This window comes from Streptomyces adelaidensis (assembly GCF_016598475.1).
Taxonomy (GTDB): domain Bacteria; phylum Actinomycetota; class Actinomycetes; order Streptomycetales; family Streptomycetaceae; genus Streptomyces; species Streptomyces adelaidensis.
Genome location: NZ_JAEMUX010000047.1, coordinates 1 through 21,947 on the forward strand (window position 1 = coordinate 1; position 21,947 = coordinate 21,947).

Below are 21,947 nucleotides of genomic sequence, written 5' to 3' on the forward strand. Positions count from 1 at the left end.
GGCGGAGACGAGCTTGGAAGGGCAACTCGACGCCGGCTCATTCGGAGCATGGCTTGTCGCGCGCCGGGGGCGTGACCGGTACGTGGTGCGGGGCCGGGGGTGCCTGGGTTCCCGTGTCCACGCCTCGGTGTCACACGGTGAGGGGGAGGGAGGTGAGGCCGCGCATCAAGCGGGTGTGTCGCCAGTTCAGTTGCTCGGTGGAGACGGCGAGCCGGGCGTCGGGGAAGCGGGAGATCAGCGCCCCGAGTGCGAGTTCGGCTTCGGCTCGGGCGAGAGGGGCTCCCAGGCAGCGGTGGATGCCATGGCCGAAGGCAAGGTGTCCGGTGGGGCGGCGGGTGAGATCGAGGTAGTCCGGGTCCGGGAATCGGCTGGGGTCGCGGTTGGCGGCGCCGGGGGCGATGAGTACCGGAACGCCTGCGGGGATCATGGTCCCGCCGAGCGTGAGCGCTTCCGTGCTGTAGCGGAACGTGGCGATCCCGACCGGCGAGTCGAAGCGCAGCAACTCGTCCAGCGCGCTCCCGAGGAGCTGCGGCTCGGCTCTCAACCGTGCGAGCGCCTCCGGGTGTCGCAGAAGAGCCAGGGCCGCGTTGCCGATGAAGTTGGTGGTGGTCTCGTGGCCGGCCACGAGGAGGAGGACGGCGAGTGAGACGAGTTCGTCTTCCGTCAACCGGTCCTGGCCGTCGCGTACGGCGATGAGGTCGTCCAGCAGGCTCTCGCCGGGTGAGTCGCGGGTGGAGGTGACCAGGTCGGTCATGTAGCCGGCGATGGCATGGGAGGCGGCGTCGATCCGGGCGGGGTCTCCGGCGGCGAACAGGTCGCTCGACCAGGTGCGCACGAGCCGACGGTCGGAGTCCGGTACGCCCAGCATCTGGCAGATGACGGTGACCGGCAGCGGTACCGCGAGGCTGGCGACGAGGTCCACCGGTCCGTGTTCCGGCCAGGCGCCGAGCAACTCGTCGACCAGGCCGGCGATGTAGGGGCGTAACCGCGTGACGGCGCCGGTGGTGAACGCCTTCGTCACCAGCGCCCGCAGCCGTGCGTGCTGCGGGGGATCGGTCGCCAGCATGTTCTGGGAGACGGCCTGATGAAGGTCGCGCCGCGACGGCCGACCCGCGAAGAACCGCGTGGTGTTCTTCGAGAGGCGAGCGTCGGTGAATGCCTCCCGGGCCTCCGCGTAGCCCGTGACCAGGTAGCTGTGGCGCCCTTCCGAACCGGTGGGCACCTTCCGCACCGGCGCCGCGTCTCGCAGGCGGGCGTAGGTCGGGTAGGGATCGGCGAAGAACCGCGGGTCCTGCAATGGGTCGGTCACGCCGGCGGGTCCGTTCCCGAGGGGGCCAGTACGTCAGTGACGGTACGTGCGATCTCGCCCTGCGAGTAGGCGTGGGCGACGAAGAGAGGCGGTGGCGGGGGGTGGTCTGGCGAGGTGCCGGGCCTTCTGGCGCACACCTGCATGCAAACGCTTCCAGTCGATGGGCGTGCCTGTGACTGGGCTCGTCAATAGTGGTCAGGGATCGCGTCGCTTCGTCCGTCAGGGCAATGACCTGATGAGATGGGGCTCGGCAAGCTCCCCCGACGTCACCGCGCCGGCAATCTTGACGCGTACTCATCACGGTGCTTCCATCGCAGATGTGTAAACGATTTAACTCTCCCGGGTTTCCAACCGGGGCCGACCCTGCCCGACTCTGCCCGCCCCGCCCCGCCCCGTCCCGACCCGGGCAGCCCACCCGCACCCCGACCGCGAGCAGCTCCAGGGAGTGGATTGTCATGCACATGATTAGCAATAAGCCCCTGAAACGCCGCCGAGCAGCCCACCGGGCCGCCCCTCTCACCCTCGCGGCGGTTCTGGCCGTCTGCGCCACGCTGGGCATCGGCCCCACGAACCCCGCCTCGCCCAGCGCGACCACGGCCACCACCACAGCCGGCGGCACGGCCGTGCGAGCCGCGCGAGTGATGGAGAACCTCGGGCGTGGGGTCGTGGCGGTGCGTTCCGGCGCCGCCCAGGTGCTGGTGTCCTGGCGGTTGTTGGGGCTCGACCCTGAGGGGCTCGGCTTCAACGTGTATCGGTCCACCGGGGGTGGCGCGTACGTCAAGCTCAATGCCGGTGTCCTGACGGGCGGAACGAACTACGTCGACTCCACCGCCGACCTGACGCGGTCCAACAGCTACCGAGTGACCCCGGTCGTGAGCGGCCAGGAGCAGGCGCCCAGCGGGGCCTTCACGTTGACGGCCGACCACGCCACCGAGCCCGTGGTCCGCGTGCCGTTACGTTCCGGCGGCCCGGTGAAGTTCGTCTGGGTCGGCGACCTCGACGGCGACGGTGAGTACGACTACGTGGTGGACCGGCAGACCTCCCCCCAGACACTTGAGGCCTACAGCGGCGACGGCGACTTCCTCTGGGAGGTCGACCTGGGACCGAACAGTCAGAACCAGGACAACATCGAGCCGGGGTCGTCCGCGATCGACCTGGGCCACTGGGACGGCGTCACGGTCTACGACTTCGACAGCGACGGCCGCGCGGAGGTCGCCCTGCGGATCGCCGACGGCGTCACCTTCGGCGACGGGACGACCTGGACGCACGCGGACGACGCGCGTCAGTTCATGGCCGTCCTCGACGGCCGGACCGGAGCGCTCCGCAACTGGTCCGCGGTGCCGACCACCTATCTGGGCGACGGTCCGATGGGCGCGCGTCTCGGGGTGGCGTATCTCAACGGCACCACGCCGAGCCTGGTCGCCTACATGAAGAACCGGCGCGACGACGGGTCGTTCAACCTGATGATGGGCGCCTGGAAGTTCGACGGCGACTCGCTGGACCGCCAGTGGACGTGGCTGCGCGGCAGCCAGGACGCGCCCGACGGGCACAACACGCGCGCCATCGACGTCAACGGTGACGGGACGGACGAGGTCGCCGAGATCGGATTCGTACTCGACGGCAACGGCTCGCTGCGCTACTCGATGGCGCCCCAGGGCATCATCCACGGCGACCGCTTCCACATCGCGGACATGGACCCCGCCCGTCCGGGCCTTGAGGGCTACGGCGTACAGCAGGACAATCCGAGCGGCCTGCTGGAGTACTACTACGACGCCGCGACCGGCTCCGTCATCTGGAAGCACACCGGCAGTCCCGCCGACGTCGGGCGCGGCATGGCGGGCGACGTCGACCCGCGCCACCCCGGTATGGAGGTCTGGTCCTTCTCGGGTCTGTACAACGCGCCCGCCAACACGCTCGCCGAGCCGAACGCGTCCTTGCGCCCCTGGCCGCAGCTGGGCCTGTGGTGGGACGGTGACCTCACCATGGAGCTGCTCAACGACGGCAAGATCGAGCAGTGGGACCCGGCGAACCCGACGCCGAGCGGCAGCCTGCCCCGGCTGGTCAGCACCTGGAACTACGGCGCGGTCGACGCCGCCCAGGGTGTGCAGCCCACCTTCGTCGGCGACATCCTCGGCGACTGGCGCGAGGAGGCCGTGTACACCAACGCCTCCTACGACGAGTTGATCGTCTTCTCCACGAACCAGCCGACGACCACCCGGCTGTACACGCCGGCGCACAACCCCGCCTATCGCAACGCCATGACGTTCAAGGGATACCTGCAGTCCCACCACCCCGATTACTTCCTCGGAGCCGGCATGGCCCAGCCGCCCCGGCCGAACATCGCCTACGCGGGGAGCGGTTCCGCCGCCGTCACCACGGGAGCGCCGGTCCGTCCGGCCGGCCCCGGCAAGTAGGCCAACGGGCGCGGGTCGCCGGGCGCGCGCCGGGCGCCTCGGTCTCCGCGCACGGGCGGCACGGCGGCACAGAAATGCGGCGGCACGGAGATGCGGCAATGCGGCGACAGTCACAGTGCGCGGGCCGAGTACGTGCGCGGGCCGAGGTCGGCCAGAATTCTGTCTTGGCCGCATCACATGTCCGGACTCGGCGGCGCTAGGGTTGGCGGGCGAGACAAGTAGTTGGTGTTGGAACGGGCGTAGCTCGAGTGGTGCGAGGGGCACGGTCGTTGCGGCGTCCTGGAACGAAGGTGTCATGTCCGCCGAGAACGCTTCTGTCGTCGGCCGTCTCGATGACGACGGCTACCCCGCCTACACGATGGGGCGGGCCACTGACGTGCTCGGGATCACGCCTGCGTTCCTCCGGGCCGTCGGGGAGGCCGGGCTGATCGTTCCCCTACGGTCGGAGGGAGGGCATCGACGGTACTCGCGGCGGCAGTTGCGGGTCGCCGGGCGGGTCCGTGAGCTGGTCGATCAGGGGACGCCGATCGAGGCCGCGTGCCGGATCATCTCTCTTGAGGACCAGTTGGACGACGCCCTCCGCCTGAACCGGGACATGCGCCGGAAGCTGGGCGAGGCGGGGCAGATACCTGCTGCCGCCGGTGCAGAAATTCACCCTCCGGCCGGGTGAGGTTTCCCGGTTGATCATCGAAACACATGGGAGATCCCTCCCGACCTGTGTTAACGTGATAACAGTTGCAGTTTTGGTTGCCAGAGACTTGTTTCAGAGACTTGTTTTCTTAGCAAAGCTTTCCGGATGTTTCAAAGAATCTTTCCGGAGGGGCGATCATCGCGGCGACTCGGGGTCCACAAAGTACGGACTTCGAACACTGCCCCAAGGGAGATTCAATATGGCATCTGGCACCGTGAAGTGGTTCAACGCGGAAAAGGGCTTCGGCTTTATCGAGCAGGAGGGTGGCGGCCCGGACGTCTTCGCCCACTACTCGAACATCGCCACCCAGGGCTTCCGCGAGCTTCAGGAAGGCCAGAAGGTTACCTTCGACGTCACGCAGGGCCAGAAGGGCCCCCAGGCCGAGAACATCGTTCCCGCCTGACGCTGACGCGAATTATTGTGGCTGGGGCCCGCGCTCTTGGGGTGCGGGCCTCAGCCCATTGCTTTTCCAGATTTCGAGGGTCCATCGATCCGGAAGTCTGTAGGTCTGTGGGTTCATGAGGTATCCGGGTGTTTGAGTTCCCGGCTTCATGGGTTCCCGAGGTTCTGAGTTTCGCGCACCGCCGACTGGGTCGGCCGCAGCGCTGATCAGCTCGGCTTTTTGTATTTTCTTCGGCTCATTCTTGTGAATCCTCGTGCGGCTCTCCACCGCCGGGCGGAATTCCTCGATACGTGCCGCATCGAGGAAGGTTCCGCTATGAACCGCACCCGTCGTACCGGCGGCAGTTCCGGTCGTCATCGCACGGAGAGAGTCGCGGAGCGAGTAGAGCGAGGTGCCGCCGGCTCGGCAGGCTCCGGCCGCGGCAGTCGCTCCCGTACGCAGGACTCGCGTCCGTTCGGTTCTCGTCCGACCGGTGGCCGCAATGGCGGTCAAGGGGCACGCTCCGGCGCGCGCCGGCAGGAGTTCGCGCTGCCGGTGACAATCACCGAGCCGCTGCCGGCGGTCGGGACGTTCGCCGAACTGGACATGCCCGAACGGCTGCTGACCGCGCTCGGCACCGAAGGCGTGACCGTCCCGTTCCCGATCCAGGCGGCCACGCTGCCGAACTCGCTGGCCGGCCGGGACGTCCTCGGCCGGGGGCGTACGGGCTCGGGCAAGACGCTCGCCTTCGGTCTGTCCGTGCTGGCCCGGCTGGACGGTAAGCGGGCCCAGCCCCGGCAGCCGCTGGCTCTCGTCCTCGTACCCACCCGGGAACTCGCGCAGCAGGTCACCGACGCGCTCACCCCGTACTCCCGTGCCATGCGGCTGCGGCTCGCCACCGTGGTGGGCGGGATGTCGATCGGCCGGCAGGCGAGTGCGCTGCGGGGCGGGGCCGAGGTCGTCGTCGCGACGCCCGGCCGGCTCAAGGACCTCATCGAGCGGGGCGACTGCCGGCTGGACCAGGTCACCATCACGGTGCTGGACGAGGCCGACCAGATGGCCGACATGGGCTTCATGCCACAGGTCACCGAACTGCTCGACCAAGTCGGCCCCGGCGGCCAGCGGATGCTGTTCTCGGCCACCCTGGACCGCAACATCGACCTCCTGGTACGGCGTTACCTCCACGACCCCGTGGTGCACTCGGTCGACCCGTCCGCGGGCGCCGTCTCCACCATGGAGCACCACGTGCTGCACGTGGCGGACGCCGACAAGCACACCGCCGCCACCGAGATCGCCGCCCGCGACGGGCGGGTGATCATGTTCCTGGACACCAAGCACGCGGCGGACCGGCTGGCCAAGCACCTGCTGTCCGTCGGCGTACGCGCCTCGGCCCTGCACGGCGGCAAGTCGCAGCCGCAGCGCAACCGGACCCTCGCACAGTTCAAGGACGGCCACGTCACGGTCCTCGTGGCCACCAATGTCGCCGCCCGCGGGATCCACGTCGACAACCTCGACCTCGTCGTCAACGTCGACCCGCCCGGCGACCACAAGGACTACCTCCACCGCGGCGGCCGTACCGCCCGGGCCGGTGAGTCCGGCACGGTCGTCACCCTCGTCCTGCCTCACCAGCGGCGGGCGATGGACCGGCTGATGGCCGACGCCGGCATCACCGCCAACGCCGTGCGGGTCCGCCCGGGCGAGGCCGAACTGCAGCGCATCACCGGCGCCCGGACCCCCTCCGGCGTGCCCGTCATCGTCGCCGCGCCCGCCGCGCCGGCCTCCGAACGACGCGCGCGTTCGGGTGCCCCCGGCCGCGGTCGGGGCAGCCGAGGCGGACAGGGGGGCGGCCGACCCCGTCGCTCCGCCCCGCGGAACAGCCAATAGCCGGGCCAGGACCCGGGGACTGGTTCCCAGCGGTCGGGACGAGCCTTCGCTCGTCCCGGCACCCCGACCACCCCGACGAAGAGGAGAAGCCCGTGACGCCCGTTCCCGCCTGCGCCGGTACGGACCTGACCGCCCGTGACGCCATGCACGCTCCCGGGCCCCAGGTGGACGATCACATGACCGTCGACGTGGCTCTCTCCGTGCTCATCGGCGCCCGCGTCCCGCATCTGCTGCTCCGGGACGAGGACGGCCGGTGCGCGGGACTGGTCACCCGGGCTCAGCTCGCCGCGCACCGCGGCGGCGGCCCCTGGTACGGCGACCGGACGCGGCTGCGGGACATCCCGCTCGACCGCGGACCGTTCACCTCGTCCATGTCCTTTCTCGGCGAGGCGGAAGACGCCATGCGGGTCCGGACACTGGACGTGTCCCCCGTGATCGACGAGTACGGCTTCGCCCTGGGCGTCCTCGCTCTGACGCCCTGACCGCCGTCGCGCGGTCGACCACCCCTCCGGAGTTCCATCCCCAGCCTGTGGAGGCACGCATGCGCTGTGTCATCGCCCGATTCCCCTTCGACCTGACCAAGAGTGAGGTCGAGCACTCGATGGGAAGCGTCACTCCCGAGCCCGTCGAAGGCGTGTCCGTGACCATCGGCAGCCGTGTCTTCCCGGTGATGCAGGTCGGGGAAGTGATCACCAATCAGAACCGCCGTGACTTCACCGTCGGTGAGATGCGCCGCGCGCTGACCCGGCTCGGCTTCACCTGCCACGACGCGCCCCCGGCCCCGCAGGCCTGGGAGGCCCGATCCGACCAGAGCGCGCTGGGCTGGTGATACCCCTGGGCAGCGGCGACCGACGACAGCTCGGCGCCGCTCCCATGCTGTCGGGGACGTCGGCTGCTCGGGCCAGTACGGCCGAGCAGCTTCGTTCCGTCTGAGCACGCACATAGATATCTGCATACCTACGCGCCTACGCGCCCTGCATACCTACGCACTTGTACGTGAACACCTGTATGCACCTGGCTATATAGCGATCGCTTCCGTCCGGCACCGGTCCCTCCCCACGTGGGGACCGGTGCCGAACGGTGCGGGGGTGCCGATCCGCGTCCGAGGACGTGGATCGAGGACGGTGGTGGACGGGTGTGGACATCTGCGGAGCGTGTCGTCGCTGAAGCTGACCGAAAACGTACGGACTCGTGCGTGGTCTCTGCGGGCGCTGCGCCGGTTGGCCTGCACGGGCGGCGCCCGGCGGGTACTTGAGTGGTACACGGCTTGGTCTTGATCCTGCCAGTCGGGGGGCCCGGCGAGGAGGGTCCGGACGTCCGGCGAAGGCTTCGCCGCAGGTCAGCCATATAAAGTGAGTTTTCCGGTCCGGATGTCCAGGCAGCGGGAAAGGTCAGGGATGGATGCCTTGAGTTACGACTCAGGGGCACGCACAGCCTTCGCGGAGCGTCTCGCGCTGCTCTACAAGGAAGCGGGCAATCCTCCCCTCAAAAGCGTCGCGGAGTCGGTCGTCCGGCTCAAGCGGGTCGACGAACGCGGGCGGCCCGTACGGGTTTCCGCCCAGCGGATCAGTGACTGGCGGCGGGCCAAGAACGTGCCCGCGAACTTCGCCGCCCTCGCCGCCGTACTGCAGGTGCTGATCCCCGAGGCGCGGCGGGCGCGGCCCGCTCCGGTGTCCAAGGGGCTGTACGACATGGGCCAGTGGCAGCGGCTGTGGGAGCAGGCGCTCGCCGACCCCGCCGGTGAGCGCCCGGCGGTCGCCGGGTCCGCCCCCGGAGAGGACGAGCAGCAACCGCCGGCCGAGGGACCGTCCGTGCCGGGCGGCGTCTGCCCCTACCGGGGACTGGCCTCGTACCGGCAGCAGGACGCCCGCTGGTTCTTCGGGCGAGAGCGCAGCACCGACGCCCTCGTCGCCCAGTTGCGCGCGGCGGAGCGGACGGGTGGCCTGGTCATGCTCGTGGGCGCCTCGGGCGCCGGGAAGTCCTCCCTGCTGAACGCCGGTCTGGTGCCCGCGGTGCGCGACGGCGCCCTCGGCGGCAGCGGGGCGGGCGAGGTGCTGCAGCTCGTGCCGGGAGCCGATCCGCTCGGGGAGCTGACCCGGCGGATACCGGAGCTGGGGCGGGTCGTGTCCGCCGCGTACGAGCCCGGTACGCCGTTGTTCGCCGAGGCGGTGCGGGAGGCCATCGGGGCGTGGGCGCGTACGCGGGCGCGGGCGGCGGGAGCGGGGGCGCGCGACGAGACGTCCGCCTCCATCCCCGGCTCCACCACCCCCACCACCCGCCCCGTCCTCATCGTCGATCAGTTCGAGGAAACCTTCACCCTCTCCGCCGACGAGGCCGACCGGCGCACCTTCGTCCAGCTCCTCAGTGCGGCCTGCACACCAGGCACTCCCAGCAGTCCGGACGGTCCGGACGGTCCGGGCACTCCGCACGAACCGGCCCCCGTCCTCGTAGTCCTCGGTGTCCGTGCCGACTTCTACGAGCAGTGCCTCGGGTATCCCGAGCTGGCGGACGCGTTGCAGCATCGGCACATGGTGCTCGGGCCGTTGACCGTCGCCGAGCTGCGGGAGGCGGTGACGGGGCCGGCCAAGGCGGTGGGGCTGGAGCTGGAGCCGGGGCTGGCGGAGCTGATCGTGCGCGAGGTGAGCGCGGACGGGCCGAGGGGGGCGCACGACGCGGGCGGGCTGCCCCTGCTGTCGCACGCGCTGCTCGTGACCTGGCAGCGGCGGAAGGCCGGGCGGCTGACGCTGGCCGGGTACCGGGCGTCGGGCGGTATCCAGGGCGCGGTGGCGGCGACCGCTGAGCAGGCCTGGTCGGGGCTGGACCCGGCGGCCCGGACGGCGGCGCGGCTGCTTCTGCTGCGGCTGGTCCGGCTGGGCGAGGACACACAGGCCACACGGCGGCGCGGCACGCGGCGGCAGCTGGCGGACGGGTCGGCGGACCCGGACAAGACGGAGGAGTCGCTGGAGGCGCTGGTCCGCGCCCGGTTGGTGACGCTCGACTCGGAGACCGTGGAGATCACCCACGAGGCACTGCTGCACGCCTGGCCCCGGCTGCGGGGCTGGATAGACGAGGGGCGCAACGACCATCTGCTGCGGCAGCGGCTGGAGGAGGACGGCCGGGCCTGGGAGGACTCCGAGCGGGACACCTCGCTGCTCTACCGGGGCTCACGCCTCGAACAGGCCCACACCTGGGCGAAGTCCGCCGGGAACACCTTCCTGACCCGGAGCGCGGTGGAGTTCCTGGCCGCCTCGGTCCGGCTGCGCCGGCGTACCGTCTGGATCAGCCGGAGTGCCGTGGCGGCGCTGGTGGTGCTCTCCCTGGTGGCCGTCGGCTCGGCGGTGGTGGCGTGGCAGCAGCGCAACGACGCGGTGTTCGAACAGGTGGTCGCCGAGGCCGATCGGGTCCAGTACACGGACCCGTCGCTGTCCGCCCAGCTCGACCTGGTGGCGCACAGGCTGCGGCCGGACGACGAGGGCACGAACAACCGGCTCGTCTCGATCGTCAACGCGCCCCTGGCCACCCCGCTCCTCGGCCACGGCGGCGCCGTCTACCTCACCTCCTTCAGCCCGGACGGCAAGCGCCTGGCCACCGCCAGCTACGACCGGACCGTACGGCTGTGGGACGTGGCGGACCCGTCCCGGCCCAAGGCCCTGGGCAAGCCGCTGACCGGGCACACGAGCTGGGTGAGCACCGCTGTCTTCGGTCCGGACAGCCGTACGCTCGCCAGCGCCGGCGACGACGGCACGATCCGGCTGTGGGACGTACGGGACCCGGGTGCCGCGCGGACGCTCGGCGCGCCGCTGACCGGGCACGACGGCACGATCTATCTGCTCGCCTTCTCCCCGGACGGGAAGACGCTGGCATCCGTGGGTGAGGACCGCACCGTCCGGCTGTGGGACGTGAGCGACCCGGCGCACGCGACGGCGCTCGGCGCGCCGCTCACCGGGCACACCGCTCCCGTACGCGCCGTCGCGTTCAGTCCCGACGGGAAGACGCTGGCGACCGGGGGCGACGACGACACCGTCCGTCTGTGGGACATGGCCGATCCGCGTGATCCGGCGCCGCTCGGCACCGCGCTCGAAGGCCATACGGGCCTGGTGCACTCCGTGGCCTTCAGTCCCGACGGGAAGACGCTGGCCAGCGGCAGCTCCGACAACACGGTCCGGCTCTGGGACGTTGCCGATCCGCGGCACGCGAGTGCGCTCGGCTCACCGCTGACCGGGCACACCGGACCCATCTGGTCGGTGGCCTTCAGTCCCGACGGGGGTCTGCTCGCCGCCGCCAGCGCGGACAGTACGGCGAGCCTGTGGAACGTCGACGACCCGGCGTTCCCCTCGCAGGTCGGCGAGCCGCTCGCCGGGGCCAGCGGGGAGATGTACGCCCTGGGTTTCAGTCCCGACGGCCGGACCCTCGCCACCGGGAGCGGCGACAGCAAGATCCGGCTGTGGTCGATACCGGCCTCGGACGTGGTCGGCCAGAACGGGGTGTTCCGCCCGGACGGGCAGGTGCTCGCCACGGCCGGGCGCGACGGCCGGATCCGGCTGTGGAACGTGCGGGAGCCCGGCCGGCCCGTACGGCTGAGCCAACCGTTCATGGCCAAGGACGGCGGCAACCGCACCCTGACCTTCTCCCCCGACGGCCGCACGCTCGCGGTCGTGGCCGGAAACCGGGTGCTGCGCCTGTGGGACGTCAGCGATCCCACCCACCCGGTCCCCCACGGGTCGCCCGTCACACTGCGGACCCGCTACGCCGACGCGATGACCTACAGCCCGGACGGGCGCACGCTGGCCACCCCCTACGACGATCACACCATCCAGCTGTGGAACGTCAGCGACCCGTCCCGGCCCGTGCCGCTCGGCAGGCGGCTCAGCGGCCACAAGGGCTATCTCCTCTCCCTCGTCTTCAGCCCGGACGGCCGCACGCTCATCAGCGGCAGCGCGGACGGCACCATCCGTCTGTGGAACGTGGCCGATCCGGACCGCGCCACCCGGCTCGGCGAACCCCTCACCGACCACCGCGGCCCGGTCAACACCCTCGCCCTCAGCCCGGACGGCAGGACCCTGGCCAGCGGCAGCGACGACGACACGGTCCGCCTGTGGAACGTCGGCGACCCACGCGACGCGACCCGGCTGGGCTCCGCCCTCACCGGCCACACCGAGGCGGTCGTGTCGCTGACCTTCAGCCGGGACGGCAGGACACTGGCCAGCGGCGGCAACGACAACACCGTCCGCCTGTGGGACGTCACCGACCCCGCCGACGCCTCCCCCATCGGCCAGTCGATGAGCCCCCACGCCAGGACCGGCAACTTCCTCTCCTTCAGCCCCAGGAGCCACATGCTCGGGGTCTCCAGCGGCGCGGACACCGTACGGCTGTGGAATCTGGACGCCGACGAGGCCGTACAGCACATCTGCGGGACGACCCGCGGGGTGCTCACCCGGGAGAAATGGGACGAATATCTGCCCCGGTTGCCGTACGAACCGCCGTGCGGTGAGCGCTGACGTGTACGTGATACCGATCACAACTGCTCGACGTACCCGAGCAGTCTGCTCCCGTCGCGCGGGCAGCCTTGTTAGCCTTGGCCATAGCCCGGTCGCTGGTGCATCCCCCGTCGCCAGCGACCGGGCGCTTTGCGTGGCGTTCGACGGATGGTGGGTGGTTCAGCCGTGACCCGGCGCATCGTCGTCGTCACCGCCGTCCACGCCCCCTCGGCCCCGTTCCTCACCGAGGCGCACAAGTCGCTGTGCGAGCAGGAGTTACCGCGCGGCTGGGACTGGCACTGGGTGATCCAGGAGGACGGCACCTCGGCCGACGTCGTCCCGTACGTTCCCGACGACGACCGCGTGACCTTCCGCCAGGGCCGCCCCGGCGGGCCCGGAGTCGCCCGCACCATGGCCCTCTCGCAGGCCGACGGCGCGTACGTGAAGGTCCTGGACGCCGACGACCGGCTCACCCCGGGCACGCTCGCCCGCGATCTGGCCGCCCTCGAAGCGGACCACAGCATCGGCTGGGCCACCTCACGCGTCCTGGACGTCCTGCCCGACGGCTCCACCGTCGGCTTTCCCGGCGACCCCGGGCACGGCCCGATCGAACGGGGGTCCGTCTTGGGCCACTGGACGGCGCACGGCTTTCTCGCGCCCGTCCACCCCGCGACACTCTTCGTCCGCCGCCAGCTCGCCCTCGCCCTCGGCGGCTGGATGGCCCTCCCGGCCTCCGAGGACACCGGCCTGCTCCTCGCGCTCGACTCCGTGAGCCGAGGCTGGTTCTCGGCCGAGGTCGGCCTCCTCTACCGCAAGTGGGAGGGCCAGGCGACCGGCCAGAGCGCCCACACCGACTCCACCGAGCGGAACGCCCGGATGGCGGTGATAGAGGCCAGGGCCCGCGCCCTCGCGAACTTCCGCTGGAGCTACCCGGACCGCCTCGAAGCGGTGGGCGCCGGCACAGGGCGGTGACGGTTCGCCGCCGGACCGCTCGCTCGACCGCTACCGGTCACCGCCGGACGCGGTGAGCCAGTGGGCGACCCTGCGGACGGTCGTCTCGTCCAGCCCGTCCACGACCGCCCGTACGGCGGCCAGGTCGTCCGGCCCGAGGTCGTACAGCCCCGCCTTGCTCAGCCCGGCCATGAGCACCTGCTGCCGTCGGCCGGTCATCCGCTCCTCGAACTTGCCGGGTGCGGCGCCGGGGGCCTTGGCCTCTACGGCCTGGGGCTGCGGCGCGGCGACGGCCGACGGGTCGTGCCGCTCCCACTGCCCGTCCTCCCCCTCCCCGCCCTTGGGGCCCCACAGCGTGACGGCCGGATCCTCACCGCGCGCCCGCAGCGTCTGGCTCATCTCCCCCATCGCGTACACCACGGGGAAGCGGTACGGCGACTGGGCGCCCACCCGCCAGGAGGCCGAGGAGGGCTGGTAGAACATCGCGACCCAGCGCGGGGTGCCGGGGGGCTGCGGACTGTCGGGGCGGGTCTGCACGGCGCTCATCCCTGCTCATCCCTTCGCGGTACGGCGTTACGGCTGACGGTATCTGACGGGCCGTCAGCTAGCCAGGGTGCGTGGCGGCAACACGACCGTCAGCCGTTCCAGGCCTCGTCGTACGGGTCCTGCGGGGCCTTGACCGGCTTGGTGGTGGTGACGTCGAGGAAGGGGACGGCGGTGCCGTTGACCGGGTCCTTGGTCTGTTTGGGGGTGTAGGTGCCGGTGACCTCGATCCAGGTGTCGGGGCGGAGGACGGCCGGGAGTTCGCCGGAGAGGGCGATCTTGACGGGCTGGGCGTCGGCGGCGCAGCAGTTGAGGGCCATGCGGACGAGGTACGGGGTGCCGGCGCCGTCCAGGGCGAGGAAGCCGGTGACCTTGAGCGGGCGGCCGGCGAGGGCGCGGCCCTTGTCGTAGACCGCGCGGCCCGCGTAGTCGGCGACGCTGAGGCGGAGGGTGCCGTCGGCGGGGAGCGTGGGGTAGCCCCAGGGCTGTTGCTGGAGGGCCGCGCCGGTGCGCATGGCGGTGTAGGAGCCGACGGCGGGCGGGGCGACCAGGACGAGGGCGAGGAGGGGGAGGACGAGGAGCCAGGAGACTCGGGGTTCGTGGTGTGCGTGGGCTTGCTCGTGCTCGTGGCCCTGGGTCTGGGTCTGGGCTTGGCTGTGGCGGGTGGTCCGGCGGTCGTACCAGAGCGTCGCGATCGCCACGGCTATCAGCACCACGCCCGCGCTGATCAGCAGCGGCTGCAGGCCGGCCTTGACGTAGCGGAGATAGAGGTCGGTGAAGCCGGCGTGGAGGAGGGCGCCGCCGGTGAGGAGGAGGACGACGGTCTGGGCCTGGCGGTTCACAGGAGCACCGCCCCGACGAGGGCCGACACCAAGATCGCGAGGGCGAACGTGGCGGGGGCGAAGCGGAGCGCGAAGGCGCGGCCGAAGGTGGCGGTCTGCATGGCGAAGAGTTTCAGGTCGATCATCGGGCCGACGACCAGGAAGGCCAGCCGGGAGGTCAGGGAGAACTGGGTCAGCGAGGCGGCCACGAACGCGTCCGCCTCGGAGCAGATCGAGAGCAGTACGGCCAGGACCGCCAGGGCGAGAATCGCGATGAGCGGGTGGTCGGCGGCGGCGTTCAGCCAGCTCGCCGGGACGACCGCCTTGAGCGTGGCCGCCGCCATCGCGCCGACCACCAGGAACCCGCCCGCGTGCATCACGTCGTGCCGTACCGAGCCCCAGAAGGCCGCACCCTTGCTCTGGCCCTCGTAGGACGGGCGCTCCGGCGGGCGCATCCACTCGCCGCGGCCCACCCGTTGCCACAGCCAGCCCATCGCGCACGCCACCAGCAGGCTCGCCACGAATCTGGCCAGCACCATCTCGGGGTTCCCCGGGAACGCGACGGCGGTCGCGGTCAGCACGATCGGGTTGATCGCCGGGGCGGAGAGGAGGAAGGCGAGCGCCGCCGTGGGCGTCACACCCCGGCGCACCAGCGCACCCGCCACCGGCACCGAGGCGCACTCGCAGCCCGGCAGCACGACACCGGCCAGGCCCGCCGCCGGCACCGCCAGCGCGGGGCGCTTCGGTAGGGCGCGGGCGAAGAACGACGCCGGCACGAACACCGCGATCACCGCCGACAGCAGTACGCCCAGCACCAGGAACGGCAGGGCCTGGACGACCACCGCCACGAACACGGTCATCCAGCTCTGCGTCACGGGGGCGTCCAGCAGGCCGCGCAGGGGGTCCTGGGCGACGACCGCCAGGATCAGCAGCATGGTGAGGACGAGGGGGGCGTCGAGGTGTCGGCTGCGGTGGGGCGAGTCGGGTGAGTCCGGTGAGTCGGGTGAGTCCGGTGTGCGGGGGGCTTCTTCCTTGGTCATGACCACGGGGGACGGTACCTCCGTATGGAACGGCTGGGCTGTGCGGGCTGGTTCGCCCTTGTCTGTGGTCATACGGCTGGCGGGGCGGGGTTGCTCATGGCCGGTGCGCCGACCCTTCTTCGTAATGGAATCCATTTTCATGTAGCGTCTCGGGGAGTCGCCTGTCGTTCGTCGAGGAGAGTGCCATGGCCGTACCCAAGCGGAAGATGTCCCGCAGCAACACCCGCCACCGCCGCGCCCAGTGGAAGGCGAGCACCCCGCAGCTGGTGCCGTTCACGGTCGACGGCGCCACTTATCTCGTACCGCAGCGGCTACTGAAGGCGTACGAGCGCGGGCTGATCCAGCCCACGGGCTGAGGGCCGGATCAGGTCATGGCCTACGAACGGCTCCCCGTCACCGTGCTCTCCGGTTTCCTCGGCGCGGGCAGGACCACCCTTCCCAACCATGCCCTCGCCAACCGCGAGGGGCTGCGGGTGGCGGTCATCGTCAATGACATGAGCGAGGTCAACATCGACGCGGCCCTCGTGCGCGGCGGCGAGGCCGCGCTGTCGTGCACGAAGGAGCGGCTGGTCGAGATGACCAACGGCTGCATCTGCTGCACCCTGCGCGACGATCTGCTGGAGGAGGTGGACCGACTGGCCCGCGAGGGCCGTTTCGACTACCTGCTCATCGAGAGCAGCGGAATCTCGGAGCAGATACCTCACTCACACCCGCAACCGGCGATGGCCCACACGAGGATCCCACCCAGGCCGAACAGCACAGCGAGGTAGCCGACGAGGAACCGGCGATCAGGCTTCACTACAGGTCTCCTTGGTAGCGCGGATGTACGTGGGGAGCCCCTTGATGAAGTGAGTGACCCGCCGGACAGCGGCGGCGGGTCACCGGCCACCCGACCCCTCAGTGAGGGGCGATCCCCCGGGCGGCCCGAATCCCGGCACCGGCCACCCAAGAGGGCCGGCGCCGGGGAGTCAGTGGCGGAGGGAGATCGGGGCGGGCTGTGTCGGGGGCTGGGGGCACAGCTCCGCGTGGAGATAGACCGTGGGGGCAGCGCCTGTTCCCGAGTCCGGGACGTACGTCGTGTGCTCCTCGTCGCCCCGGATCGGCTTCTGGCAGCGTCCGCAGATCATGTGCCCTCCTTGCGGGCCGCGCGCCGCGCCGCCCTATGGGCCTCGATCAGGCGGTCGCCATTGATGCACATGCCGTTGCCGAGCTTGATGCCCTTGTCCCGTATCAGCTTGCAGGCCCAGCAGGCCGCAGCGTGCTTGATCAGCTCCCCGTACGCCGCCTGCACGGCGGGCGTGGAGTCGACTGACGTCATGACAGATCACCCCTAGACCGAGCGTTGGCCGCTGCCACGCCCGCGCTCAGGGCCTCGCCGGGCGTGGCCTGGCGAATGTGCTCCGGCTTCGCGTCCCACTCCCGCCCGCCGCCGGGCGGCCGGAGTTGTACGTACGGCCCCTCGTGGCCCATGACCCGGCCGATCCTGTCCCGCTTGGTGTCCTTGACGATGTCGCCGAGGCTCGGCTTGAACGCGGTCATGGTCACCGGGCCTCCCTCGTCGGAGAGGCCAGAGTTCGGGTCCTCGCGTCCTCCGGTAGCACGTAGGCGCGCACGAGGGCGCCGGTGATGGAGTCGTCCTCGACGGCGGGGAGGCCAGGGCACGGCCACAGGTGAGGGGCTCTGCGGCGTCGGGCTGTCGCCAGGAGCGCGCCCCATGTCTCAGGTGAAGTGGCCCCGGTCGGGCGTGGACTGGCTTCCGGCGCCGGGGCGCTGCAGGCGACTTCGCTGGGCAGTCGCACTGCGAACAGGTGTTTCATCACCCTTTTGAGTGCATGTGATACACAATGCATGTCGATCTCCTTACTAGATCGGCCATGCCCCGGGGCTGTTGCTGGCAGCTGCCGGGGTCAGTTCCGTTCACGCATTGAGACTCGCGTCCTGCACGCAACTCCGGGATGACCAGCAGGTGTTACCGAGGCGGTAATACACTCGTTTCTGATTCAGCGCGGGCAGCCCCCGTGCATACGATCACTCCGGAAGTTGGCCACCATGGACGCCACACCCCCTGGCCCGCTCGCCCCCGAGATCCTCGACCGAGACGACGTCAAGCGAGCTCTGGCAGAGCACGACTTCGCTGCTGCCTTCACCCTCGTCAAGAAGTGGGGCGGCCTCTCCCAGAACAGGATCGCGTCGGCCTGCCAGCTCACGCCCGGCAAGGTGAGCACGATCATCAGCGGGCAACAGCAGGTGACAAGCTTCGAGGTGATTCGCCGCATCGCTGACGGGCTACGGATTCCGGGCCGCATGGTCGGACTCGCAGAGCGTCCGTGGGAGAGGCAGTCCGACGACCCCGACCCACCGAAGCCGCCGACCACAGGGCTCCCCGTTGACGAAGCTCCCTGGCGCCCCACCACGACCGTGCACCTGGCATCAGAACTGACCAGGAACGACCTCGTGATGGATCGCCGCGCAGCCACGCGCGCCCTAGCCGGCGCCGCCATGGGAGGCACCGCCCTTCTGGATCCACTCGAAGCCTGGCTACAGCCGACCATCGCGGCCGACCCGTCGCCCAAGCGCGGACGACTCGACAAGCGAGACGTTGAAGAGCTGGAGGCCACCACCCGGGCGTTCCGGGCCTGGGACCACAAGTTCGGCGGAGGCCTTCGTCGCAAGGCTGTCGTCGGACAGCTCAACGAGGTTGCGGCCCACCTCGAAGAGCACCAGGCACCCGTCGTGGAGCAGCGTCTGTACCGGGTGATGGCGCAGCTCGGAGGCATGGCGGCCACGATGGCGTGGGACTCCGGGTATCAACAGCGGGCCCAGGACTATTACCGCCTGGCTCTGCGGGCGGCGCACGCTGGAGCGGACCGTGCGTTCGGCGCCAACGTTCTGGCAGGGATGGCCCGCCAGATGCTCTACCGTGACCGGCCGCAGGACGCCCTTGAACTAGTGCACCTCGCGCAGAAGGGATCGGGCAGGGACTCGGGCCCGCGCGTGCGAGCCATGCTCCACACCCGGGAGGCCTGGGCATACGCCGCGCTCGGTCGCTCTGCGGCATTTCAACGGGCCACTGACGAAGCCGTCGCGGCGCTAACGGATGCTGAAGCCGGGCAGGAGCCGTACTGGATCGCCTACTTCGACAGCGCCGAGCTGGCTGGCGTGACTGGTGGCCGCCTGCTCGACATGGCCCGCAACAACCCGCATCGCCACGCCGAGGCCGCCGCTGGATCCATCCGCCAGGCCCTGTCAAGGCGAGGGCCGGAGGCCGGCCGAAGCCACGCCCTCGACCTGATCGGCCTGGCCGAGTGCCACTTCCTCGTCGGAGACGTGGCGGGCGCCGTCGAGCACACCCGCAGTGCGGTCGACGCCGCGTCGCGCACACAGTCCAGCCGAGTGCGAGCCCAGCTTGGCCAGCTGTACCCGTACACCGTCGGTCGGAGTACGTCGCGCGCAGTGGGCGAGGCACGCACTATGATCCGCGAGCTGCTGTCGAGCTGAAGGAGCAACGTGACCACCATCGCCGTGACCGGGCACATGGACCTGACCGAGGCCAGCGTGCCGTTGGTGCGCGACGCACTACGGCAAGCGCTGAAGCCGTACGCCGATGGCGAGCTGACAGGTGTGTCCTGCATCGCCAAGGGCGCCGACTCCTTGTTCGCCGAGGCCGTCCTTGAGGTCGGCGGACGCCTGGTCGCGGTCATCCCCTCACAGGACTACCGCCGGAACAAGGTCAAGCCGGACCACGCGGCGACCTTCGACCGGCTCGCTGCGGCAGCCTCCGAGGTGCTCGTACTCCCCAACGAGACAGCCAACCGAGCCGCCTATGGGGACGCCAACCGCACATTGCTGGAGCGAGCCGACCGCCTGATGGCTGTATGGAACGGCGAGCCGCCAAACAGCAAGGGAGGCGGGACTGCTGACACCGTCATCGAGGCACAGGAATCCGGTCTGCCCGTCGACGTCGTCTGGCCGGACGGCGCAGCACGTCGGAGCTGAATCAGCAGAACGACGACGTGCCCCCTGCACGACCCGTGAGGGCCGTGCAGGGGGCACAGTGTCATGTGTTGTCGGTGTCGGCTGTGAGGGTCCATGTACGGGCGTCGACCCAGTCCACGGCGTCCCTCAGCGACTGCCCGCTATTGGGGGCTGCAGCTCGTGCTCGACGGAGGTCAGACGGACCGCGATCTGACGCAGGCGCGCCATCACGCCCAACCGTCCCGGCACACCCGGCCGTTCGGGCACACCGTGCCAGTCGTCAACCAAGTCATCCATCCGGTCGACAATCCGACGCACGCCCCGGAACGTCCTCCAGACCAGCGCGGCCTGGCCCGCGACCGCCACGGCGGCCACGCTCCAGATGACCAGCACGTCGACGGCGGCGCCCGCAGCCCTGTTGACCACGGCGGACACCCGGTCGAGGAGCGCGGCGGCGGCCCGGGCGCGCCCCACCACCGGCCGCTGCGCGACCCGCGCGGTGGGCGGCACGACGAGCGTCACCTGCTCCTCGTACACGTTCCGCAGTTGGGCGGCGAGCCGGTGCGCCAACCCGTCGTCACCGCAGACGACCATGTGCGCGCCGGAGTCGGCGGCTGGCCTCCCCTCCCGCTCTGTCCGCTCGGTCCGGGCCGACGCCGACCGGAGCGGCGGACGGTGCCGCTGTGCCGGTCGTACCGCCCGCGTCGGCCGGACCCGCCTGTCTGCCCGGACCGGTATGGCTGCTCTGGCTGCTCTGTCGCGAAGGGCTCCCCACGAGGCAGAAGACTGCCTCATCGGGGCAGCCGGTTCCTTCGCGCGTGATCCAGATCACAGTTGACGGTGTGAGTGCGACGACGGGTGGACATCCGTACTCAAGAAGGACGGGGTGACGACCGGTGTCCGGATGCGAGGATGGGGCGCCATGACCGCAGGGTGGGGTTCCCGCACAGTACGAGCCGCGATGTTCGCGGCCGTCTGTGTGCTGCTCGCCGCCCTGGGCCACGTGATGATGTCCGGCAACCATGTGCCCTGGTGGGCGCTGTCCGCCGGGGCCGCCGCGACCGGCGCCGTGGGCTGGTTCCTGGCCGGACGTGAACGCGGCCTCCCTCTCATCACGTCCGTCGTGGTCACCGCCCAGACGGCCCTTCACGCCGGCTTCGAGCTGGCGCAGTCGTCGAGCCCGATGGGCTCGGGCGGTTCCATGGACATGGGCTCCGCCCACATGATTCACACGGTCCACACGGGCGCGGCCGGTCACATGAACCATGCGAACCCCACCGGGTACTTCCTCGACGGCACCTCGTCCGGCATGGTCGCCGCGCATCTGCTGGCCGCGCTGCTGTGCGGGCTGTGGCTGGCGAGCGGCGAACGCGCCGCCTTCGATCTGCTGCGGGCCGTGGCCGGCTGGCTGGCCGCGCCGCTGCGACTGTCGCTCGCGCTGCCCGCCGCACCGGAGCGGCCGCGTCCGCGGGTACGCCGCGGACGCTCCGACCGTTCGCCGCTGCGGCTCCTCCTCGTCCATGCGATCACCTCTCGGGGTCCACCCGCCGGAACCGCTGTCATCTGACGACAGCCGGTGCCCCGAGGCCGCTCTACGCGCCTCGGGCCTCGGCCGTACGCCGCCGAAGCGCGTGCCGTACGGCCGGTTCCTCCTCCCTCACCGAACCGCCGCGCGTGCCCGTGCCGGCGGTCCGGATTCCGGATGCTCCGCGAAGGACACCACGTGATCACCCTTACTCCCCTGCCCGCCTCCGTCCCCCAGCCGAGGTCGGCCACGACCGACGAGTCGATAACCGCCTGGGCGCTCGCCGCTCGTGGGGGTGACCCCGAGGCCGTCGAACGGTTCGTCGGTGCGCTGCACCGGGACGTGCAGCGGTTCGTCGCCCATCTGTGCGCCGATCCGCAGGCGGTCGACGATCTGGCCCAGGACACGTTTCTGCGGGCGCTCGGCAGTCTGCATCGGTTCGAGGGGCGTTGTTCGGCCCGCACGTGGCTGCTGTCCATCGCCCGGCGGGCGGTGACCGACAGCTTTCGGTATGCGGCGGCTCGGCCGCGGTTGTCGGACGCGGCGGACTGGCGGGTGGCTGTCGAGCGGGCTCAGCCTCGGGGGTTGCCCGGGTTCGACGACGGGGTCGCGCTTGTCGATCTGCTGGGGGCTCTGCCGGATGAGCGGCGTGAGGCGTTCGTGCTCACGCAGGTGCTCGGGTTGTCCTATGAGGACGCGGCGGAGTTGACCTCCTGTCCTATCGGTACCGTGCGGTCGCGTGTGGCGCGGGCTCGGGCGACGCTTGTGCAACTGCTGTCTGCCTGAGCCCCGATTTTGGCTGCGGGTGCGTGGGGGCTTGTCGCGCAGTTCCCCGCGCCCCTGAAAAGCAGGGGCTGCGCCCCGTGCTTTTCGCCTTCAGGGGCGCGGGGAACTGCGCGAGCAACCCCCACGCACCCGCAGCCGACCGACAACCC

20 protein-coding genes and 2 pseudogenes are annotated in these 21,947 nt (G+C 70.7%); 14 read left to right on the forward strand and 8 right to left on the reverse strand.

The annotated features are described in order from the left end of the window. Positions 1-130 precede the first annotated feature (130 nt). Positions 131-1,309, reverse strand: a complete 1,179-nt coding sequence (locus I8N67_RS24950) for a cytochrome P450 family protein (RefSeq protein ID WP_200305715.1) — start codon at positions 1,307-1,309, stop codon at positions 131-133. 461 nt (positions 1,310-1,770) lie between these two features. Between I8N67_RS24950 and I8N67_RS24955 the strand changes: the two genes are divergently transcribed. From I8N67_RS24955 to I8N67_RS24990, 8 genes are all read left to right on the forward strand, one after another. Continuing rightward, on the forward strand, positions 1,771-3,723 hold the full coding sequence (locus I8N67_RS24955) for a rhamnogalacturonan lyase family protein (RefSeq protein WP_200305717.1): 1,953 nt from the start codon (positions 1,771-1,773) through the stop codon (positions 3,721-3,723). A gap of 295 nt (positions 3,724-4,018) precedes the next feature. Then, positions 4,019-4,393, forward strand: a complete 375-nt coding sequence (locus I8N67_RS24960; protein WP_200305719.1) for a MerR family transcriptional regulator — start codon at positions 4,019-4,021, stop codon at positions 4,391-4,393. 220 nt (positions 4,394-4,613) lie between these two features. Further along, positions 4,614-4,817: a cold-shock protein gene (locus I8N67_RS24965; RefSeq protein ID WP_031482971.1), complete on the forward strand. Its 204-nt coding sequence runs from the start codon at positions 4,614-4,616 to the stop codon at positions 4,815-4,817. Between the two features lie 315 nt (positions 4,818-5,132). Then, a complete protein-coding gene (locus I8N67_RS24970; RefSeq protein ID WP_200305721.1) occupies positions 5,133-6,680 on the forward strand; it encodes a DEAD/DEAH box helicase in 1,548 nt (515 codons plus the stop codon). Positions 6,681-6,823: 143 nt separating this feature from the next. Further along, positions 6,824-7,162 (forward strand): CBS domain-containing protein, encoded by a 339-nt coding sequence (locus tag I8N67_RS24975; RefSeq protein ID WP_234046254.1) that lies wholly within the window; start codon positions 6,824-6,826, stop codon positions 7,160-7,162. A gap of 59 nt (positions 7,163-7,221) precedes the next feature. Then, positions 7,222-7,509: an SCO5918 family protein gene (locus I8N67_RS24980; RefSeq protein ID WP_200305726.1), complete on the forward strand. Its 288-nt coding sequence runs from the start codon at positions 7,222-7,224 to the stop codon at positions 7,507-7,509. Positions 7,510-8,077: 568 nt separating this feature from the next. Beyond that, a complete protein-coding gene (locus tag I8N67_RS24985; protein WP_200305728.1) occupies positions 8,078-12,178 on the forward strand; it encodes a WD40 repeat domain-containing protein in 4,101 nt (1,366 codons plus the stop codon). Between the two features lie 165 nt (positions 12,179-12,343). Next, the gene (locus I8N67_RS24990; protein WP_307835369.1) at positions 12,344-13,129 is read left to right on the forward strand and encodes a glycosyltransferase family 2 protein; all 786 of its coding nucleotides are present in this window, start codon (positions 12,344-12,346) and stop codon (positions 13,127-13,129) included. 30 nt (positions 13,130-13,159) lie between these two features. On the opposite strand, the gene I8N67_RS24995 is transcribed toward I8N67_RS24990, so the two are convergent. The 3 genes from I8N67_RS24995 to I8N67_RS25005 all read right to left on the reverse strand — a co-directional run bounded on the left by I8N67_RS24995 (position 13,160) and on the right by I8N67_RS25005 (position 15,512). Beyond that, positions 13,160-13,654, reverse strand: coding sequence for a hypothetical protein (locus tag I8N67_RS24995; protein WP_200305732.1), 495 nt, complete (start codon positions 13,652-13,654; stop codon positions 13,160-13,162). 89 nt (positions 13,655-13,743) lie between these two features. Continuing rightward, positions 13,744-14,493 (reverse strand): TIGR03943 family putative permease subunit, encoded by a 750-nt coding sequence (locus I8N67_RS25000; RefSeq protein WP_200305734.1) that lies wholly within the window; start codon positions 14,491-14,493, stop codon positions 13,744-13,746. Next, positions 14,490-15,512, reverse strand: a complete 1,023-nt coding sequence (locus I8N67_RS25005) for a permease (RefSeq protein WP_200305736.1) — start codon at positions 15,510-15,512, stop codon at positions 14,490-14,492. Before I8N67_RS25005 ends, I8N67_RS25000 begins: the two co-directional genes overlap by 4 nt. A gap of 185 nt (positions 15,513-15,697) precedes the next feature. On the opposite strand from I8N67_RS25005, the gene rpmF reads away from it, so the two are divergent. After that, positions 15,698-15,868 carry a 50S ribosomal protein L32 gene (gene rpmF, locus I8N67_RS25010; RefSeq protein ID WP_200305738.1) on the forward strand — a complete coding sequence of 57 codons (171 nt, stop codon included), beginning with the start codon at positions 15,698-15,700 and terminating at the stop codon, positions 15,866-15,868. Between the two features lie 15 nt (positions 15,869-15,883). Continuing rightward, positions 15,884-16,213: pseudogene (locus tag I8N67_RS25015) on the forward strand (GTP-binding protein); the annotation flags it as partial. 267 nt (positions 16,214-16,480) lie between these two features. On the opposite strand, the gene I8N67_RS25020 reads toward I8N67_RS25015, so the two are convergent. From I8N67_RS25020 to I8N67_RS25030, 3 genes are read right to left on the reverse strand one after another with little or no spacing between them, the layout of a single operon-like run. Beyond that, entirely contained in the window at positions 16,481-16,639 is a 159-nt protein-coding gene (locus I8N67_RS25020) for a hypothetical protein (protein ID WP_200305740.1), read from the reverse strand. Further along, on the reverse strand, positions 16,636-16,830 hold the full coding sequence (locus tag I8N67_RS25025; protein ID WP_200305742.1) for a hypothetical protein: 195 nt from the start codon (positions 16,828-16,830) through the stop codon (positions 16,636-16,638). The genes I8N67_RS25020 and I8N67_RS25025 overlap by 4 nt, the downstream gene beginning before the upstream one ends. After that, entirely contained in the window at positions 16,827-17,051 is a 225-nt protein-coding gene (locus I8N67_RS25030; protein ID WP_200305744.1) for a hypothetical protein, read from the reverse strand. Before I8N67_RS25030 ends, I8N67_RS25025 begins: the two co-directional genes overlap by 4 nt. A gap of 510 nt (positions 17,052-17,561) precedes the next feature. Here I8N67_RS25030 and I8N67_RS25035 point away from each other — a divergent pair. Both I8N67_RS25035 and I8N67_RS25040 read left to right on the forward strand, forming a co-directional pair. Next, positions 17,562-19,010: an NsdA family TPR-like regulatory protein gene (locus I8N67_RS25035; protein WP_200305746.1), complete on the forward strand. Its 1,449-nt coding sequence runs from the start codon at positions 17,562-17,564 to the stop codon at positions 19,008-19,010. A 9-nt stretch (positions 19,011-19,019) separates the two neighbouring features. Further along, positions 19,020-19,508, forward strand: coding sequence for a hypothetical protein (locus tag I8N67_RS25040; protein ID WP_200305748.1), 489 nt, complete (start codon positions 19,020-19,022; stop codon positions 19,506-19,508). A gap of 384 nt (positions 19,509-19,892) precedes the next feature. On the opposite strand, the pseudogene I8N67_RS25050 reads toward I8N67_RS25040, so the two are convergent. Then, positions 19,893-20,081 (reverse strand): annotated as a pseudogene (locus I8N67_RS25050) (potassium transporter TrkA); the annotation flags it as partial. Positions 20,082-20,409: 328 nt separating this feature from the next. Here I8N67_RS25050 and I8N67_RS25055 point away from each other — a divergent pair. Then, positions 20,410-21,054, forward strand: a complete 645-nt coding sequence (locus tag I8N67_RS25055; RefSeq protein ID WP_200305750.1) for a hypothetical protein — start codon at positions 20,410-20,412, stop codon at positions 21,052-21,054. Between the two features lie 135 nt (positions 21,055-21,189). After that, positions 21,190-21,798, forward strand: a complete 609-nt coding sequence (locus I8N67_RS25060) for a sigma-70 family RNA polymerase sigma factor (protein ID WP_234046248.1) — start codon at positions 21,190-21,192, stop codon at positions 21,796-21,798. Positions 21,799-21,947: the final 149 nt, after the last annotated feature.